This window comes from Streptomyces sp. NBC_00433, from assembly GCA_036015235.1.
Lineage (GTDB): Bacteria > Actinomycetota > Actinomycetes > Streptomycetales > Streptomycetaceae > Actinacidiphila.
Window position 1 is genome coordinate 1,215,070 of sequence record CP107926.1, and the last position, 17,379, is coordinate 1,232,448.

At 73.4% G+C, this 17,379-nt stretch carries 12 protein-coding genes; 10 read left to right on the forward strand and 2 right to left on the reverse strand.

What is annotated here, in order from left to right:
- Nucleotides 1–216 precede the first annotated feature (216 nt).
- The 7 genes from OG900_04725 to OG900_04755 all read left to right on the forward strand — a co-directional run bounded on the left by OG900_04725 (nucleotide 217) and on the right by OG900_04755 (nucleotide 6,047).
- On the forward strand, nucleotides 217–1,449 hold the full coding sequence (locus OG900_04725; protein ID WUH89524.1) for a phospholipase D-like domain-containing protein: 1,233 nt from the start codon (nucleotides 217–219) through the stop codon (nucleotides 1,447–1,449).
- 88 nt (nucleotides 1,450–1,537) lie between these two features.
- Nucleotides 1,538–3,265 (forward strand): diacylglycerol kinase family protein, encoded by a 1,728-nt coding sequence (locus OG900_04730; GenBank protein ID WUH89525.1) that lies wholly within the window; start codon nucleotides 1,538–1,540, stop codon nucleotides 3,263–3,265.
- Nucleotides 3,266–4,222 carry a YihY/virulence factor BrkB family protein gene (locus OG900_04735; protein WUH89526.1) on the forward strand — a complete coding sequence of 319 codons (957 nt, stop codon included), beginning with the start codon at nucleotides 3,266–3,268 and terminating at the stop codon, nucleotides 4,220–4,222.
- Between the two features lies 1 nt (nucleotide 4,223).
- A complete protein-coding gene (locus OG900_04740) occupies nucleotides 4,224–5,030 on the forward strand; it encodes a phosphatase PAP2 family protein (protein WUH89527.1) in 807 nt (268 codons plus the stop codon).
- Complete coding sequence (locus OG900_04745) at nucleotides 5,027–5,314, forward strand: hypothetical protein (GenBank protein WUH96081.1); 288 nt, start codon at nucleotides 5,027–5,029, stop codon at nucleotides 5,312–5,314. Before OG900_04740 ends, OG900_04745 begins: the two co-directional genes overlap by 4 nt.
- The gene (locus tag OG900_04750) at nucleotides 5,209–5,517 is read left to right on the forward strand and encodes an Ig domain-containing protein (GenBank protein ID WUH89528.1); all 309 of its coding nucleotides are present in this window, start codon (nucleotides 5,209–5,211) and stop codon (nucleotides 5,515–5,517) included. Before OG900_04745 ends, OG900_04750 begins: the two co-directional genes overlap by 106 nt.
- A complete protein-coding gene (locus tag OG900_04755) occupies nucleotides 5,514–6,047 on the forward strand; it encodes a TerD family protein (protein WUH89529.1) in 534 nt (177 codons plus the stop codon). Before OG900_04750 ends, OG900_04755 begins: the two co-directional genes overlap by 4 nt.
- Here the strand turns inward: OG900_04755 and OG900_04760 are convergent.
- Complete coding sequence (locus OG900_04760; protein ID WUH89530.1) at nucleotides 6,016–6,816, reverse strand: helix-turn-helix domain-containing protein; 801 nt, start codon at nucleotides 6,814–6,816, stop codon at nucleotides 6,016–6,018. The two genes, OG900_04755 and OG900_04760, sit on opposite strands and share 32 nt — an antisense overlap.
- 274 nt (nucleotides 6,817–7,090) lie before the next feature.
- Here OG900_04760 and OG900_04765 point away from each other — a divergent pair, with 274 nt between their 5' ends.
- Nucleotides 7,091–8,542 (forward strand): peptidoglycan-binding protein, encoded by a 1,452-nt coding sequence (locus OG900_04765; protein ID WUH89531.1) that lies wholly within the window; start codon nucleotides 7,091–7,093, stop codon nucleotides 8,540–8,542.
- A 17-nt stretch (nucleotides 8,543–8,559) separates the two neighbouring features.
- Here the strand turns inward: OG900_04765 and OG900_04770 are convergent, their stop codons facing one another.
- Nucleotides 8,560–9,519 carry a LuxR C-terminal-related transcriptional regulator gene (locus tag OG900_04770; protein ID WUH89532.1) on the reverse strand — a complete coding sequence of 320 codons (960 nt, stop codon included), beginning with the start codon at nucleotides 9,517–9,519 and terminating at the stop codon, nucleotides 8,560–8,562.
- 482 nt (nucleotides 9,520–10,001) lie between these two features.
- Between OG900_04770 and OG900_04775 the strand changes: the two genes are divergently transcribed.
- Together OG900_04775 and OG900_04780 are read left to right on the forward strand one after the other, a co-directional pair.
- Complete coding sequence (locus OG900_04775; protein ID WUH95613.1) at nucleotides 10,002–13,760, forward strand: S8 family serine peptidase; 3,759 nt, start codon at nucleotides 10,002–10,004, stop codon at nucleotides 13,758–13,760.
- Between the two features lie 387 nt (nucleotides 13,761–14,147).
- A complete protein-coding gene (locus OG900_04780) occupies nucleotides 14,148–17,141 on the forward strand; it encodes a VCBS repeat-containing protein (protein ID WUH89533.1) in 2,994 nt (997 codons plus the stop codon).
- Nucleotides 17,142–17,379: the final 238 nt, after the last annotated feature.

The window sequence follows — 17,379 nt, forward strand, 5'->3', positions numbered from 1 at the left end:
AGGGCGGCACCGGGGTCACCCGGTTTTCCACCTCGGTCACGTCCCTGTCCGCCAAGGAACAGTGCGACGGCGACGACTCCAGGTGCCCTCCCGCGGCGCGCGACGGCGGAAACGTACCGCCGACCGGCGGGCCTTGTTCCGCTGACTCGGGGCAGACGGGCCAGAGTGCCGTCCACCGGGGACGGCCGATGACCTGTGTCCGCCCGGGAGGCACGCATGACGGCTGTGGAATTCCGTGCCGCACGGCAGGGTGACGGCCCGCGGACCGCGGAGGCGGACCCGGGCGTGGACCGGCAGGCCCAGGCGCAGCGCCTGCGGCGGCGGCTGGAGCGCCTCATCGGCATCGCCGCGACCGAGGGCAACCTCCTGCGGCCGCTGCGCAACGGCGACCAGATATTCCCCGCGCTCCTGGCGGCGGTGGCCGGCGCCCGGCACACCATCGACATGATGACCTTCGTGTACTGGCGCGGCCAGATCGCCCGGGACTTCGCGCACGCCCTCGCGGAGCGGGCCGCGGCCGGGGTGCGGGTGCGGCTCCTGCTGGACGGCTTCGGCGCGAAGCAGATCGAACCGGACCTCCTGCCGATGATGGAAAGGGCCGGCGTGCAGGTGGCCTGGTTCCGCAAGCCGCTGTTGCTGTCGCCGCTCAAGCAGAACCACCGCTGCCACCGCAAGGCGCTGATCATCGACGAGCGGCAGGCGTTCACCGGCGGGGTGGGCATAGCCGAGGAGTGGTGCGGCGACGCCCGCAATCCCCGGGAGTGGCGCGACACCCACGTCGAGGTGCGCGGACCGGCCGTGGACGGGGTCGCCGCCGCCTTCGCCCAGAACTGGGCGGAATGCCACAGCGACCTCTTCGACGACCGGGACCGCTTCGTCGCGCACGAGCAGCCGGGCCGGTCGGTGGTGCAGGTGGTCCGCGGTTCCGCGAGTGTCGGCTGGCAGGACATGCAGACCCTGCTGCGCGTCGTCATCACCTCCGCGGAGCAACGGCTCCGGCTCTCCACGGCCTACTTCGCCCCCGACGACTACTTCGCCGGCCTGCTGTGCGCGACCGCCCGGCGGGGCGTGCGGGTGCAGATCCTGCTGCCCGGCCCGCACACCGACCAGCGCGCCTGCCGGCTCGCCGGCCAGCACCTCTACTCCTCGCTGCTGGACGCGGGCGTGGAGGTCCTTGAATACCAGCCGACGATGCTGCACACCAAGATCCTCACGGTGGACGGGATCGGCGCGCTGATCGGCTCCTCCAACTTCAACCGCCGGTCGATGGACCACGACGAGGAAGTCATGCTGGCGGTGCTGGACGAGGATTTCACCGCCTCGCTGGACGCCGACTTCGACGAGGACATGCGGCGCGCGGAGGCGATCGACCCCACCCGGTGGCGCCGCCGTCTCCCGCTCCAGCGTGCCCGCGAGGCCGCCGTGCGGCCCATCCGCCGCTTCCTCTGAGCCCGCCCCCGCCGTCCTGACGGCACCGGAGTCCTCGGTGCGCCGCCGGGCGAGCATCCCTCGCAGCACCCGCAGAACAGGGGAAACCATGCCAACCGCGATCCCGGACCGCAGCGTCCCGGGCCACCCGGGCCGCAGACCGCCGGCCGTGTCGCCCGCCGGGCGCCGGCCCGCGCCGACCACCGGCGCCACCCGGGCGGCCGTCAGCATCGCCGCGCTGACCGTGTGCCAGGCGGCCTTGATGATCGGCTTCGGGCTGCTCATCACGGGGCCCGCACGGCACCTGTGGCCGATCACCGCGGAGGACCGTGTCAACGAGGGCTTCGAGCGCGTGCGGACGAGTGCCTTCGACACGGTGACGTCATGGGGGTCGGAGGCCGGCAACACCCTGACGATCATCGCGATCACCCTGGCCGCCTGCGCGCTGCTGGTCTTCGTGCCCGCCCTGCCCCGGTGGCGCGAGGCGGTCTTCCTCGCGGTGAGCGTGTCGCTCCAGGCGCTGGTCTTCCTCGCGATCACCTCCGCCGTGGACCGCGACCGGCCCGAGGTGCACCGGCTCGACCACTCGCCGCCCACGTCGAGCTACACCTCGGGGCACACCGGGGCGGCCACCGCCCTCTACGGCGGGCTCGCCGTGCTGGTGCTCACCAGGACCCGGCGGCTCGGCCGCCCCTGGCGCATCGCGGTGGCGGCCCTCCTGCTGCTGGTGCCGATCGGGGTGGGCACCTGCCGGATGTACCGCGGCATGCACCACCCGACGGACGTCGCGGGCGGGATGCTCAACGGGGCGCTGTCGCTGCTCGTCGTGTGCCGGTCGGTGCTGGCCGGCGACGCCGTGCCCGCCCCGCTGCCGGACGGCGCCGTGGACACCGCCGGGGACGGGGCCCAGGCCGCGGCGCCGGAGCCGGGGGCGACCGTGGTGGTCGTCAACCCCCTCTCCGTCGGCGCGTCGGACCGCGACCGGCTCCGGCGCGTGCTGGAGCGCCACGGCCGGGGCGCACCGCGCTTCGCCGAGACGACGGCGGAGGACCCCGGCCGCGGCCAGGCGGCGCGGGCCGCGGCGGAAGGAGCCGCGCTGGTCGTCGTCTGCGGCGGCGACGGGACCGTCCGCGCGGTCGCCGACGCCCTGGCCGGCACCGGTGTGCCGCTGGCGGTGGCCCCCTACGGCACGGGCAACCTGCTGGCCCGCAACCTCGGCCTGCCGCTCGACCCGGCCCGCGCCCTCGACGCGGCGCTCGGCGGGACACCGCGCCCCATGGACGTCGGACGTGTCGAGGGGGACGGGCTTCCCGCGAGCCACTTCTGCGCCATGGCCGGCACCGGACTGGACGCGGCGCTGATGGAGGGGACGCCGGCCCGCGCCAAGTCCGCGCTGGGCTGGCCCGCCTACGCCCTGGCCTCGGTACGCGCCCTGCGCACCACCCCTGCCCAGGTCACGCTGCGCCTGGACGGCGGCGAGCCGATACGCCGCTCGGTGCGCATGGCGGTGATCGCCAACGTCGGCGGCCTGCAGGGCGGCGCCTCCCTCGCGCCGGACGCCCGCCCCGACGACGGCCTGCTGCACATCGCGCTGCTCGACCCGCACGGCCTGCGCGGCTGGGTGTCCGCCGCCTCCGACATCCTGCGCGGACCCGCCCGGCATCCGCGCCCCGGCGGCCTGGAGACCTTCACCTGCCGCGAGGCGGAAGTCGTCCTGGACTCCCCGCGTCCGCGCGAGATCGACGGGGATCCGGTGGCGGCGGGGCGCCGGATGTCGGCGCGCGTGGTGCCCGGCGCCTTGCGCGTCCTGCTCCCCGACCCCGGCCCGGAGGCATGAGTGGGTACCGCGAAACGGGTCCCGCAGACCCGCGGCATGCCGGAGGACGAGCTGTCCGCCGACGAGGCGATGGCGGCGCTGCTCCGCTACGGCCGCTGGCCGCTGCTGCGCGACTCCTTCGTACGCTTCCGCTACGCCGACGGCTTCAGCCACGCCCGCGCCCTGGCCCTGCAGATCGTGCTGGCGGTGATCCCGCTGGCCATCGCCTTCGTGGGGCTGTCCTCGGCGCTGCACGGCGAGAGCCTGGGCCGTATCGCGGAGCTGACGATCCGCCGGCTCGCGTCGGGGCCGAGCGAGCAGGTGGTGGACGACGCCCTCGCCCGCAGCCGCCGGCACGCCGGTGAGGGCGCCCAGTTCGCCCTGTGGTTCGGGCTGGCCTTCTCCTGGGTGAACCTGACGACGGCCATGTGCCAGATCGAGCGCGGGGCGAACCGCATCTACGGTATCGAGCGCGACCGCCCCTTCCGCCAGAAGTACGGGCGCGGCCTGCTGATGTCCGTGACGGCCGGCACACCGCTGGGGCTGGCGACGATCATGCTGGTCGCGGGCGACGACCTCGGGGCGTCCGCCACGGCCGTCTGGCACCTGGGCGGCGGCACCACCCTGGACGTCTGGAACACCGTGCGCTGGCCCGTCGGCGTACTCCTCGCGCTGGCCTCCGCGAGCGTGATCTTCCGGCGGTCGCCGCGCCGCCGCCAGCCGGGCTACACCTGGCTGGTGTTCGGCGCCGCCGTCTACATCGTCCTGTGGGCCGCGCTCACCGCGCTGCTGGCCCTCTACCTGCGGCTCAGCGGCTCCTTCGACACGGTCTACGGGCCCCTGAGCGCCTTCATGGCCCTGCTGCTCTGGTCCTATCTGACGTCGCTGGCGCTCTTCCTCGGACTGTCCTTCGCGGCCCAGCTGGAGGCGGCACGGGCGCGGCGGCCGGGTCCCGTCCAATCCGATCCTGGAGCCTGACATGTTCTCGCGCACCGCCCCCACCGGCCCGCTGTCCGCTTTCGACCGCGCGCGCCGCGCCGACCGGAAGTACGGCGCCCACCTGCTGGGTTCGGCCGCGGCGGCCGCGGCGGCCGCGGTGTGCTTCGGGCTGGTCCTGGTGCTGGTCGAGGCGCACTGGGGGCCGCTCAGGCGGGTGGACGCGGGTGCGGCCGGCGCGCTGCACCGCTTCGCGGTCCGCCACCACGAGTGGACGCGGGTGCTGGCCTTCGTGTCCGACTGGATCCTCGGCCCCGGCATCCTGCGCACCGCGGTGGCCCTGCTGACGCTGTGGCTGCTGCACCGCAGGGCCTGGCGGCTGGCGGCGTGGTCCGCGGTGACCGCGATCGCCGGGGCGGCCACCGGTGTGCTGGTCAAGGCCGTCGTCGAACGCGCCCGCCCCGACCTGCCCGATCCGGTGGCGCACGCGCCGGGCTACTCCTTCCCCTCGGGGCACGCGATGACGGCCACCACGTCCTTCGCGATCTTCCTGCTGGTCCTGCTCCCGCTGATCCCCCGTGCGGCGCACCGGCTGTGCTGGCTGGCGGCGGCGCTGGCCGTGGCGGGCGTGGGCTTCACCCGCGTGGCGCTGGGCGTCCACTGGTGCAGCGACGTGATCGGCGGCTGGCTGCTCGGGCTGACGGTGGTCACGGCGACGACGTGGGCCTTCGAGCTGTGGCGCTCCGACGCCCACCGCCCGCTCGCGGTGGTGGCCGACGGACTGGAGCCCGAACTCGGCACCCCGCACCCCGAGCCCTCCCGCCCGCCCCGACAGGCGCCGCCCGTGTGACCCCCGCAAAGGCCTCCGGTGGCACAGAGCGGGCCTGGCAGCAGGCCATCGACCACGGCTTCTTCATCATCTGGGACCTGGCGATGGGCGGCAACTACCCCGACGGGATCTCCGGCACCAAGACCCCGACCGCGGCGACCACTTCCGGCGGCACCCTGAGTGCCGACCGGGTCGCACGGTGGGTACGGCGGCCGTCCTCCAGGTCCATGCCGCCGACTCCGCGACCGGGCAGACGCTCACCTGCAGCGCCACCGACCTGTCCATCAACGCGGCCTCCGGGCTGATCTCGGGAACACCGACCGCGGCGGGCACCTCGAACGTCACCGTGACCGCCAAGGACGGGACCGGCCCTCGCGGCCCGAGATGGCCGGAAGACGCCGCTCGAAGCCGCCCAGGGCGGGAAGGTGTGGACAGCGAGGACGCGAAAGGGTTAATCGAGAGGAAAGGCGGCGGCCAGACGGCCGCCCCAGGGGGAGGCATCCGATGAGCGGCCTCAGCAAGGGCATCGAACGGGCCGAGGCACGACTGAAGTGGGACCCGAGTCCGTTGGGGGCCCCGCCGAGCGATCTGGACCTGATAGCCGCGACGTACCGGGTCGGGGCGGAGCACGGCGACCCGGCGTATCTGGTCGCCTTCGAAAGCCGGTTCTCGCCCGACGGCACGATCTGGCTCAACCGCGACAGCACCGACGGCAAGGGCCTGGGCTTCGACGAGGTGCTGACCCTCGACCTGGGCCGGCTCAGCTCCGAGTACGGCCGGGTCGTGGTCGGCGTGGCCATCCAACAGGGCTTCGGGCGCCTGGAGTTCCAGACGGTGGCCAACCCGGCCTACCAGCTCGTGACCGGCTACACCGTGCTGGCCGAGGACGACTTCACCTCGGTCGGCCCCGCGACGGGGGCGACGCTGGCGGAGTTCACCCGCGCCGCGTCGGGCGCGTGGGAATTCCACAGCCTGCTGGTCGGCTACGACGCCGACCCCGACACCCTCAGCCGGACGATGGGCCGCCCGCCGGCCTGAGCGCCGAGCGGTCGCCCCGGGCTACAGGGCCGGGTCGGGCCGCGAGTTCGCGCCGGAGGTGATCGGCGGCCCGCCGTAGCTGGGCGATCCCGCGGGCCATGGGGACCGCCCGCACCGGTGAGATCAGGCCGAAGGCGTACGTTCCGGCGGGAGCGGGCACGAGTGCCGCTCCGCACCACCAGCCCAGCTGGATCTCCTCGCGTTCGTAGGCGACGCCGGTGTCGGCGGCACGCCGCACCCGTCCGTGGAGCAGGCGCGGGCTGGTCACGGTGTGCGGTGTCAGCCGGGTCAGGCCGCGGCTCAGGACCTGGTCCACCTCGGCCGGCCGCAGCGAGAGGAGCAGATGCCCGGCGGCGGTCACCGCCGGCCCCAGCGCTAATCGCGGCCGCCAGGTGGCGGCCATCAGCGTCGCGTGTTCCGCCGGGTAAGCCGTGTCGAGGACGACCAGCGCCTCACCGTCGAAGGCCGCCACCCAGGCGATCTGGCGTGTCCGCTCGTGGAGTTCGTGCACGAAGGGCGCCGCGGCTTCCGCGGTGCCGAGCTGAGCGGTCGCCGCGCCGCCCAGCTCGATCAGGCGGAGTCCGAGCAGGTAGCCCCGCGGGTCCCGGGACAGAACACGCTCGGCGACGAGCTGGTTGGCGATGCGCCGCACCGTCGGTTTGGGGATGCCGGTCTCGGCGGCCATCCGTGCCAGCGAGCACGGACCGGTGCCCGCGGCGACCACTTCCAGGATCGCCGTCACCCGGCCTATCACCGTGTGGTCGTCCATGCCCCCACCCCCGAGCCCGTCCCCCATGAGCCACCCCTCCAGCATGGCACCGGCAGCCGGGCCGGGTCCGGGATTCTTCGGGAAATTCGGCGCCGGGTCACTGAGTGACACGCTGCTCTGGCCGGGGCCGGACGAGAGCTGGCAGCGTGCGTGTACGGGCGGCCGCGGCGGGGGTCGGGGCCCCTGGTGACCGTACCGGAATGAGGAAGTGCGCTTTCTCGTCCCATCCGCGCGATGCGCGGCGGTCGCTGAATTCTCGGGAGGGGGGCAAGTGGTGGAGGGAAGACCACGGTGGTCGAGAAGCGTCGCGCTCGCCGTTGTCCTGGCGGTGCTCGGCACCAGCGGGCTGCTGGTCGGCTGCACGCGCAAGGAGAGAGTGGCGGTGCGGGCGGTGACGCTGGGGGTGGTGTCGGAGTCGCCGTTCTTTCGCACCGTAGGACTGGGGCTGGATGTCCTCGGCGTCGTTGACCAGTTGGGTGGCGGGCAGCAGTCGGGAGGCGCCCCCGGCGTGTTCGGCGGCACCCGCATGAAGGGCCGCTGCGACAAGGCGAGACTGGTCAGCTTCCTGAAGGACGCGAAGTACGCCCGGCAGGCCGCTGCCTGGACCGACGTCCTGGGGGTGAAGCCCAAGGACATCGAGAAGACCGTCAAGCGGTGGACACCGGTGCTGTTGCGCAACGACACGCTGGTGAAGAACCACGATTTCAAGAACGGCAAGGCGTCCGGCTTCACCGCGCTGCTGCAAGCCGGCATCGCGGTCCTGGTGGATGCCTACGGGCAGCCGGTGGTGCAGTGCAGTTGCGGCAACCCGCTGCGTGCCTACGACCGGAACATCGACAAGATCGACATCGATCTCAAGGTCAGCGGGAGGAACAAGAAGTGGAAGGGCTACGACAGGAAGAAGGCCGTGCAGGTCAAACCGGCGGATAAGGCCCAGGCGGCGTTCGAGCTGGTCGACGTGACGGAGCAGGGTGCGGGCATCGAGCGGCCGCAAGGCAGCACGGGAGGTGCCGACGAGACGCTCCCGACCGATCCCGCGGCACCGGGGGCGCCGGCGATCCCCGATGTGGTGGGGCAGTCGGCCGACCAGGCACGGCAGACGCTGGAGGACGCCGGCTTCACCGTCAGGACGCAGACCGACGACTCCCCCGAAGCACAGCAGGTGGAGCCGGGCCAGGTGCTGCGCCAGGATCCCGAGCCCGGCAGCAGCGCCTCCGCGGGCGCCCAGGTGACCCTCTACCTCGCGCCGCAACCGGGAGATGCGAAGCCGGCCGCGTGCAGCGGGGCGGCCTTGGACTTCACCGCCTACCCGGCGCTGGATCCCGGAGCAACCGGCGACGCGGTCACGGCCGCCCAGTGCCTGCTGGCCGCGGCCGGCCACGACCCCGGACCGGTGGACGGTGACTTCGGGCCGTCCACGGCCGCTGCCGTCCAGGCCTACCAGGCAGCCACGGGCCTGCAGGCCCTTGGCCGGATCGGCCCGCGGACCTGGACGGCGCTGCTCGCCCGCGGCGACACCCCGGACCTGCAGGTCGGCTCCGGTGGTGAGGCGGTGAGCCGACTCCAACGTGCGCTGACGGTGGCGCTGGACAGGACCGTGGTGATCGACGGCGACTACGGCCCCGTCACCGAGCAGGCTGTACGCGACTACCAGGGCGACCACAAGCTCGACGCGACCGGCAGCGTCGACCCTGACACCTGGGCCTCACTGCAGTCCGGCGGATGAGCGCGGCGGCGGGCCGCTCACAGCCAGTCGCTGCGGGCCGCGATGACTCCGGCCTGGAAGCGGTTGGCCGCGCCGAGCAGTTCCAGGAGGCGGCTCATCCGGCGGCGCATGGTGCGGATCGACAGGCCGAGCTGGCGGGCTATCGCCTCGTCCTTGAGGCCGCTGACCAGAAGGGTCAGCAGCTGCCTGTCCTCCTCGTCGAGCGGGTCCTCGGCGGGGGCGCCCAGCGGAGTGGCCTGCCGCCAGCACATCTCCCAGTAGTCGATGAGCGCGTCGAGCAGGGTGGAGGGGTGGATGACCGCGGCACGTACGTCGCTGAGGTCGAGCGACAGCGGCATCAGCGCGAGCCGGCGGTCGGCGACGGCGAGTTTGACGCGCAACCCCGGCAGCACCCGCGCCTGTTCGCCGTGGCCGATCAGCTCGCGGATGTCACCGAGGACGCCCGGCCACTGCAGCGCCTCAGGGGCGTAGACCGAGCGGTATTCCACGCCGCGAGCCAGCGCGGCGGTCTCCACCGGGTTGGAGGTGGTCAGCGCGTACGGCGGCCGGTCGAGGGCGATGACCTCCTTGCAGGCTTCCTGCTGGAGGCGTACGAACCAGCGGCCCAGCGCTTCGCTGCCGGTGATGATCTCGACGTCGTCGGTGGCGCCCTCCTGTGCTCCGGCGAACAGCAGGGACAGTTCGGTCGCCGCGCTCCTGACCTGGTCCAGCTCGACGGTCCTGGCCCTGATCAGTGCCTCCATCGCCGCCCGCGGCTCGATCGCGGCATAGCGGCGGCGGCTTCCGGCGAGCCGGCCGACCAGCCCGTGGTCGCGCAACCGGTCCAGCGCGCGGGCGACCCGGTCCGGCGAGTGGTCCAGGTCCGCGGCGAGTTCCGCGGGGCGCGCGGTGTGCCGGGTGAGGATCGCGCGATAGACGCGCTCGTCGAACGGGTCGATCCCCGCAGCGGTCAGTCCGGTGGTCGCTTCGGTGGTCACCGGCCGAATTCTGGCCCACGTGTGCCACTGGCATCAATGGGCCACGGAGAAACATTGCCCCGGTCAGATCGCTGCACGTACTACTGCTGCCCATGGCATTCACTCGTCGAACATCGCTCAACGCCGGTCTGGCAGCCGTCGTTGTCGGAGGGCTCCTCACCGGGATCCCGACCGCCGCGGGCTCGGTTCCCCCCGGGCCAGGACAGCGGGTGATCGTGGAGCTCTCCGGGGCCGCCGCGGTCGGCGCCGTCCCCGGGGGCCGGGTGCGGGCGGCCGACGCCCCCGCGGTCGCCGCGGAACGCGGGACGCTGGCCTCGCGGCAGCAGGACTTCCTCGGCAGGGCGCAGCGTTCCGGTCTGCACCCCACGTCGGTCCGCCACTTCGATCTCCTGGTCAACGCGGTGGCGATGACGGTGCCGGCGGGCGAGGTCGCCCGGCTGTCCGCCCTGCCGGGCGTCACGGCCGTCGTCCCCGACGCTCCGATGAAGGCGCAGACCGACGTCAGCGTCCCGCTCGTCGGCGCGCCCGACGTGTGGAAGCGCGAGGACCCGGCGGGGAAGGCCGCCCGTGGAGCGGGGGTGACGGTCGCCGTCATCGACTCCGGCGTCGACTACACCCACCCCGACCTCGGCGGCGGATTCGGCCCGGGGCACAAGGTCGTGGCGGGCTACGACTTCGTCAACGGCGACGCCGACCCCATGGACGACAACGGCCACGGCACCCATGTCGCGGGGATCATCGCGGGCAGGGCCGCCGAGAAGGGCGGCATCACCGGCATCGCCCCGGACGCGAGCATCGTCGCGTACAAGGTCATGGACGCCGACGGCTCGGGCTGGGAGTCCGACATCATCGCGGGCATCGAGGCGGCTGCCGACCCGGCGAACCCGCACCGCGCCGACGTGATCAACATGAGCCTGGGCGGTGACGGCGACGGCACCGACCCGGTGGGCCTGGCGGCGACGGCCGCCACCCGCGCGGGCGTTGTCGTGGTGGCGGCCGCCGGGAACGCCGGTCCGCGTCCGAACACCGTCAGCAGTCCCGGGTCCGCAGACGGGGTCATCGCGGTCGGCGCCTCCACGAGCAACCTCGTGCTGCCGACGGCGTATCTGGCCGGTCCGCACCCAGAACTCCTGCAAACAACTCGGCTGTCCCTGTCGGCCAACCCGCCCCTCGCACCGGTCACCGATCCCCTGGTGGACGGGGGCGACGGCACGGACTGGTCGCGGATCGGCGACCTGCACGGCAAGATCGTGCTGGTCAGGGCGGACCCGACCGTGGACCTGGCCCGACAGGCGGAGCAGCGCGGCGCCTTCGCCCTGCTCGTCGGCCCACCGGCCGGCAGCACGGGCGGCCCCCAGTTCGCCGCCGCCGAGCGGGGAGTCGCCCCGGTCTCCGCCGACGCACCCGGCGTCGAGGCCTCCGGCGACTCCCAGCGCATGGACAAGATCGTCCTCATGGGCGTCGACGACGGCCAGTACGCGGAGTTGAGCGCCCGGCTGGCGAGCGGCCGGACCTCGGTGACCGTCCGGGGCACCGACGCCACGGACCAGATCGCGTCGTTCTCCTCCCGCGGCCCCTCGCCGCGGCTGGAACTGAAGCCCGACCTGGTGGCGCCCGGCGTGGAGATCCGCTCCACCGTGCCGAAGAGCCTGTACGCGCCCGGCGAGTACCGCATGTCCGGTACGTCGATGGCCGCCCCGCACGTGGCCGGCGCGGCGGCGCTGCTGCGGCAGCTGCACCCGGGCGAGTCGCCCGAGGACGTGAAGTCCGCGCTGGTCGGCACCGCGAAACCGCTGGACGGCGTCGCGCCGACCACCGCGGGCTCCGGGCGGCTCGACGTGTCCGCGGCCGCCGGCGCGGTGGTCACCGCGGAACCCCCGACGCTCTCCTTCGGGCTCGCGGACCTCTCCCGGCAGACCGTCGGCGGCACGAAGACCGTGACGCTCCGCAACACCGGAGCACGGCGGCTCGCCGCCACGCTGACGGCCGGCGGCGCGGCCACCATCACCCCCCGGCACCTCGACATCGCGGCCGGCGGAACAGCCACCGCCACCGTGACGCTGAAGGCGGCCCGCCCGGCTGCCGCCGCCGAGGTCAGCGGACACGTCACCGTCACCCCCGACCGCGGCCCGGCCATCACCGTCCCCTATCTGCTGGTCGCCCGGCCGTTGCTGGTGCAGGCCACGCCCGACCCGAGCGACGGCCACTCCACGGTGTTCGTCGGCAGCCCCGTCCCGCTCGGCGCACCGCCGGCCATCGTCGTCACCCCGCCGCACGGCAAGGCCGTCACCGTCCCGGCGGTGACCGACAGCGGCACCTCCTACGAGGCCGCGGTGACCGTCGGCGCCCCGGGGGCGTACAAGGTGTCGGTCAGCGGCACCGCCACCACCGGGCAGCGTCTCGTCGGCTCCGCCTTCTTCGAGGTCACCCCCGAGGACAGCCGGAGCGACCGGTGGGAGCCGGTCGGCCCCAACTCGGAGGCGGGGGAGCTCACCATCGCCCCCAGCGCGCCCCGGGAGGCCGTCCTCACCCAGAGCGGCAAGGCCGGACCGTGGCTCACCACCGACAGCGGCACCACCTGGACCCAGCTCAACCGCCTTCCGGTGTCCGGCGGCGGCGGCCAGATCGTCATCGACGCCAAGCGGCCGGACCGCTGGTGGTACGCCGTCAGCGACGGGCCGGTGACGCAGGGCACGATCCTGCGGACACAGGACCGGGGACGTACCTGGACGGCGCTCGCCGTCCCGGACACCCGCGTCTCCGCGCTCGTTTCCGACGAGAAGACCAGGGCCCTGATCGCGGTGACCGACGGCGGACTCCTCGTCAGCACCGACACCGGAGACACCTGGACGGCGTATCCCACCGGGGTCCCCGGTGACGTCAGCTGGGCGGCGGTCGGCGGGAACGACCTGTACCTCGCGAACCAGAACGGCGTCTGGGTGCGGCCGGGCATCGTCTCCGGCACCCCGGGACCGGCCCGGCAGGTCTACGACTCCCCCGGCGACATCAAGGCACTGGCCGCGGACGGTTCCACCGTCGTCGCCTACGACCTGCAGACCGGCGTGGTCGGCTCGTACGACCACGGCGGCACCTGGTCCACCCTGCTCGCACAGCCCTGGACCGGCGACGGCCTCCGGATCTCCGGCGGCGACGTCTTCCTCGCGGCGGCCGGCACGAGCTGGCTCGGCCGCGACGAGGGCCGGACCTGGTCGCAGCTCCCCAACCCGGCGGCCAGTGCCATACCGCTGGACTACGACCGCTGGGCGGACGGATCGTTCACGATCGCCGAGCAGACGGCCGGCCTCTACCGGGGCACCGCCGCCGGCGCCGGCTACCGGCGCATCGGGGTCCAGGGCGGGACAGTTGACGATCTGGCCGTCGCCGGGAACACCCTGCTCGCAGGTACGGCCTACGGGGTCCAACGCGCCCGGCTGCCCGTCAGCGCCGCCGAATGGGGTGCCTCGGGCAACGAGGGACGGTTCGGCGAGACGGTCAGCCTGGTCGCCGTGTCGCCCAAGAACCCCAAGGTGGTGTGGAAGGTCCGCGAAGGCTCAGGCGACGGGACGTTCTACATCTACCGGAGCGACGACGGCGGCACCACGTGGGAGCAGAAGGCGCTCTTCCAGGAGAACCCGACGTCGCTCACCATCGACCCCGCCGACCCCGACCGGGTGCTCGTCGGCTACACCACCCTCGACGACGCGGGCCTGTTCGCGACCGCGGACAACGGCAGCACGTGGAAGGCCCTCCACCACGACGCCTTCTTCGACACTGTCGTCGGCGACCCGCACGACCCGCTCCGCCTGTGGCTGGGCAATGCCGGCGGCCTCTACCGGTCGGACGACGGCGGGGCCACGGTCGCCAAGGTCGCCGGCGGCCCCGTCTCCGCCCTGGCCGTCGACGGCGGCCGGCTGCTCGTCGGCGGTGACGGCGTCCGCGTGAGCAGCGACGGCGGGCGGTCCTTCAGGACCGCGGACACCGGAGGGCTCCCGACGAGCGTCTCCGACATCGTCCGGGCCGGCGGCGCGCTGTACGCGTCCACGACGTCGTCGTCCGTGAACGGCCTGCCCAGGGGCGGCCGCGGTGTCCTGCGCAGCACCGACAACGGCCTCACCTGGTCCAACATCTCCACCGGCCTGCAGAACCTGAACGCCACGACACTGGCGGCGAGTCCGGACGGCGGCTACCTCTACGCCGGCACCGTCACCGGCGGCGTGCACCGCCTGAAGTTGCGACACTGACACACCGACCCGAACTGGCACGGGGGGCGGCTCACGGCGAGCCGCCCCCCGAAGTACCCCAGTGGTCGTGGCGGTCGGCTCAACAGGTGGTGGGCCTGCTGCCTGACACAGGGTGCCGTGCGTGCTGTGTTCGCCGACCGGTGCTAATGTGCACCGGTTTCACGCGTGTGAAGCAATCGCAGTGGGGTGGGGAACATGCGACGACACGGACGCCTGAGGCGTGCGGTGGGCAGCTGGCTGACGGTCTCGACGCTGGCGGTGTCGACTGCCTTGTTGACGGCGCCGTCCGCAGGGGCGACCGGGGCGGCAGGAGCTGCCGGGGCGGTCGCGCCGCAGGAAAGAGTCCTGGAGCCCGTTTCGCGCTACGCCCCGACCGAGGAGCAACTGGTGGGGGCCGGGACGGCCGGGTTCCTCAGCTCCACGGCAGACTGGCAGCGGTATGGCTGCAACTCCGCGAACGACCTCCGGTGGACGCGGTACGACGGCGGCCCCGGGACGACGCTGAAGTCCTCCTCCGGGACGTTCTGCGGGGCGAGCCAGACCGGAGACGCCGTATACGTCCAGCAGCAACTCGGCGATGGCTCCTACCGTCGCACGGAGATGACCACCGGCGCGTCCGTGACGTACCGCATGCCCGCCGGCTACGAGAACCTCGGCCTCGCGGGCGACGTCGTCGTCGCCGGGGAGCTGTCGGCGGACGGCCTCGCCTACGCGCGACTCCACCTGCTCAGACCCGACGAGGCGTCCGGTACCGCCACCGACGTCCCGGTGACCGGGTGGCCCGCGGGGGCCACCCTGCCTACCTCCTACCCCAGCGCGGTCGAGGCGTCCGACGGCACCCGCGGCGCGGTGTTCTTCAAGGCATCCGACGGCAGTGCCCGCATGGGCGTCCTGGACCTGGGGACGGGTGTCCTGCACGCCACGGAGGCCTCCGCGGGCCTCGGCAAGCAGGTACAGATCGACGGGCAGCACGTCGTCTGGCTGACCGGGCAGACCACGGTCCACATCGTGTCGACGCAGGATCTGTCGGCGCCCGAGCGGCAGCTCACGTTGCAGGCGGTGTCCGCGGACGGCTACACCATCGCGCTCGCCCACGACGCCGTGCTCGCGGTCGGCTACCCGGAGGGCGACACCGCTCACGATCCGACCGGCGCGTGGCTCGGGGCGTACCCGCTGGACGGCGGGGATCCGAAGGGCGTGTGGCAGCCGGAATTCGGCGGGGACGTGAGGGCCGCCCCGACGTTCGCGACGGCCACCGACGGCGACACGCTGTTCGTCGGCGGCGGCTCCGCGACCAACTGGTGGGTGCAGCGGGTGGTTTCCGACGGCGCGGGCGGTTACGAGGCCCGGCACGTCGTGCAGGTCCCGCCGACCCCGGCGGAGCTGGAATCCCTCAGCGCGGCGGGCGGCATCGTGACGGCCGCGTACGACGGCGGCGAATTCGGCTCCAAGGTGGGGGGCTTCTACCGCTCCTACGCCACCAACTCCTCATTCGGCCTCATGGGAAGCGGGGCCGGGACCTACCCCTGCGGCACCTACCACAACTGCCTCACGCAGCAGGTCTGGGCGACGGGAACCGCGAGCGTGGCCTTCGCCAGCCTCGGGTCGACGGTGGCCGAATGGCCGGGCGGCATCACATCGGTCCATCCGACGGCGGACGTGGGGGGCGTCGCGGGCGCCTTCGGCCCGTGGGTGCTGCGAACCTCCTCCACAGGGCTTCCCCAGCAGTCGGAGGTCGACAACATCGTCGGCTCGGGGATCTACCCCGTCGGGGGCGTGCAGCTGACGCAGCCGGCCGCTCCCGCCGCCTTGTGGGGTCATCTGCTCTATTCGGCAGGTGACGCGCCGGGTGCGGTGTCGGTGACGGACGTACGGTCCAAGGCGGCCGCCGGCACGGTGAACATCGGCGCGGACTGCCGGCCGGCCCGGCTCCAGGTGGTGGGGCACTGGCTGTGGCGGACCTGCCAGGGCGGATCCGCGAGCGTGCCGGTCGGCGTCGTGGACCTGACCGACGGCCGGCTGATCGCGCTGCCCGCCGAGTCGGCGGGCGGGCAGGCGATGCTCGGCGACGGCCTGGTCGTCAACCAGGACGCGGTCGGCTCCCTGCACCTGACGGACTTCCACACAGGCACCGCCGTCGCCACCGATCTCGGCATCCACCCCCGCCAGGACGGCGTCGGCGGCGAGATGCGCAGCCCGTGGACGGTGGACCAGTACGGCGGCGGTCTGGTCTACCGCGCGGCCGACGACACCGTGCACATCACCCCGCTCGCAGTGCCCACATCACCGCTGGCCGCACCCGACAGCGCTGTCCCCGGCACCTACGACCGCAACACCTGGTCCACCTGGGAACCGGTGTGGTGGCTGTCCAAGCCCGCCGCCTCCTGGCAGCTCAGCGTCTCGGACTCCTACGGGCGCCCCGTCGCCTCCTGGTCCGGCGGTGCGACCGACGGCGCGAAGATCGCCGTCTCCTGGAACGGCAGGATCGACCTCACGGGCCCGAGCGTGGCCGCCGGCGCCTTCACCTGGAAGATGGTCGCCCAGCCGGCGGACGGCCAAGGCCAGGCCATGACGCTGAGTGGCAACCTCACCGTCTCCGGACCACCCGCCGGGCCCTACCAGGTGCTCTACGGCCGGGACGCCACCGGCGGCCTGTTCGCCTACACGGGCAGCGGCGAAACCGACCGGTACCCCTACCTCGCCCCGCGCTACGTGGGGGGCGGATGGGGGCAGTACACCGCGCTGGTGTCCCTGGCCGGCCAGTCCGACGACGGCAAGGGCGACCTCGTGGCGCGTGACGCCTCCGGCGTGCTCTGGTACTACCAGGGCAGCGGCATCTCCACCGCGCCCCTCAAGTCGCGAACCCGGGTCGGCGGCGGCTGGAACATCTACGACCAGCTCGTCGGTGCCGGCGACCTGACCGGTGACAAGAAACCGGACCTGGTGGGCCGGGACGCCTCGGGGGTGCTCTGGCTCTACCAGGGCACCGGCAATCCGGCGGCACCTCTCGCGAACAGGACCCGGATCTGCGCCGGCTGGAACATCTACGACCAGCTCGTCGGCGTCGGCGACCTGACCGGTGACAACAAGTCGGACCTGGTGGGCCGGGACGCCTCGGGGGTGCTCTGGCTCTACCGGGCAACCGGCGATCCGGCCGCGCCTGTCGCGAACAGGACCCGGATCGGCGGTGGGTGGAACGCCTACGACCTGCTGGTGCGGGCCGGCGACTGGGACGGCGGCGGCCATCCCGACCTCATCGCCCGCGACCCGGCCGGCCACCTGTGGTTCTACTCCGGCACAGGCATCGCCGCCACACCGTTCGCACCGCGGGTGATGATGCAGAACACCGCGGGCTGGTATCAGTACAACCCGCTGCTGTAGCCCGCGAACCGCTCAGCTCGCGTCCCTCGCTCGCAGGGTGACGTCTCGGGCAGGGGCGGCTGCCGACCCCTCGACGTCGGCAGCCGCCCCTGCCCTCCCCCGCAACGGGAAGGCCGACGGCCTCGCCCCAGGCTCGGCGTCTCGCGGTCGAAGGCCGGCGGTCTGCCGCCGGCGCTCCTCCACGCGAGGCCGGTTGCCGTGGTGCCGGGCGTGGACCCGGTCCTTCTCGTGACCCGCC

Bases quoted from the DNA above. Each gene is read 5' to 3' on its own strand.
- OG900_04725 (WUH89524.1), top strand. From the start codon at position 217: ATGACGGCTGTGGAATTCCGTGCCGCACGGCAGGGTGACGGCCCGCGG.
- OG900_04730 (WUH89525.1), top strand. From the start codon at position 1,538: ATGCCAACCGCGATCCCGGACCGCAGCGTCCCGGGCCACCCGGGCCGC.
- OG900_04740 (WUH89527.1), top strand. From the start codon at position 4,224: ATGTTCTCGCGCACCGCCCCCACCGGCCCGCTGTCCGCTTTCGACCGC.
- OG900_04755 (WUH89529.1), top strand. From the start codon at position 5,514: ATGAGCGGCCTCAGCAAGGGCATCGAACGGGCCGAGGCACGACTGAAG.
- OG900_04760 (WUH89530.1), bottom strand. From the start codon at position 6,816: ATGGACGACCACACGGTGATAGGCCGGGTGACGGCGATCCTGGAAGTG.
- OG900_04775 (WUH95613.1), top strand. From the start codon at position 10,002: ATGAAGGCGCAGACCGACGTCAGCGTCCCGCTCGTCGGCGCGCCCGAC.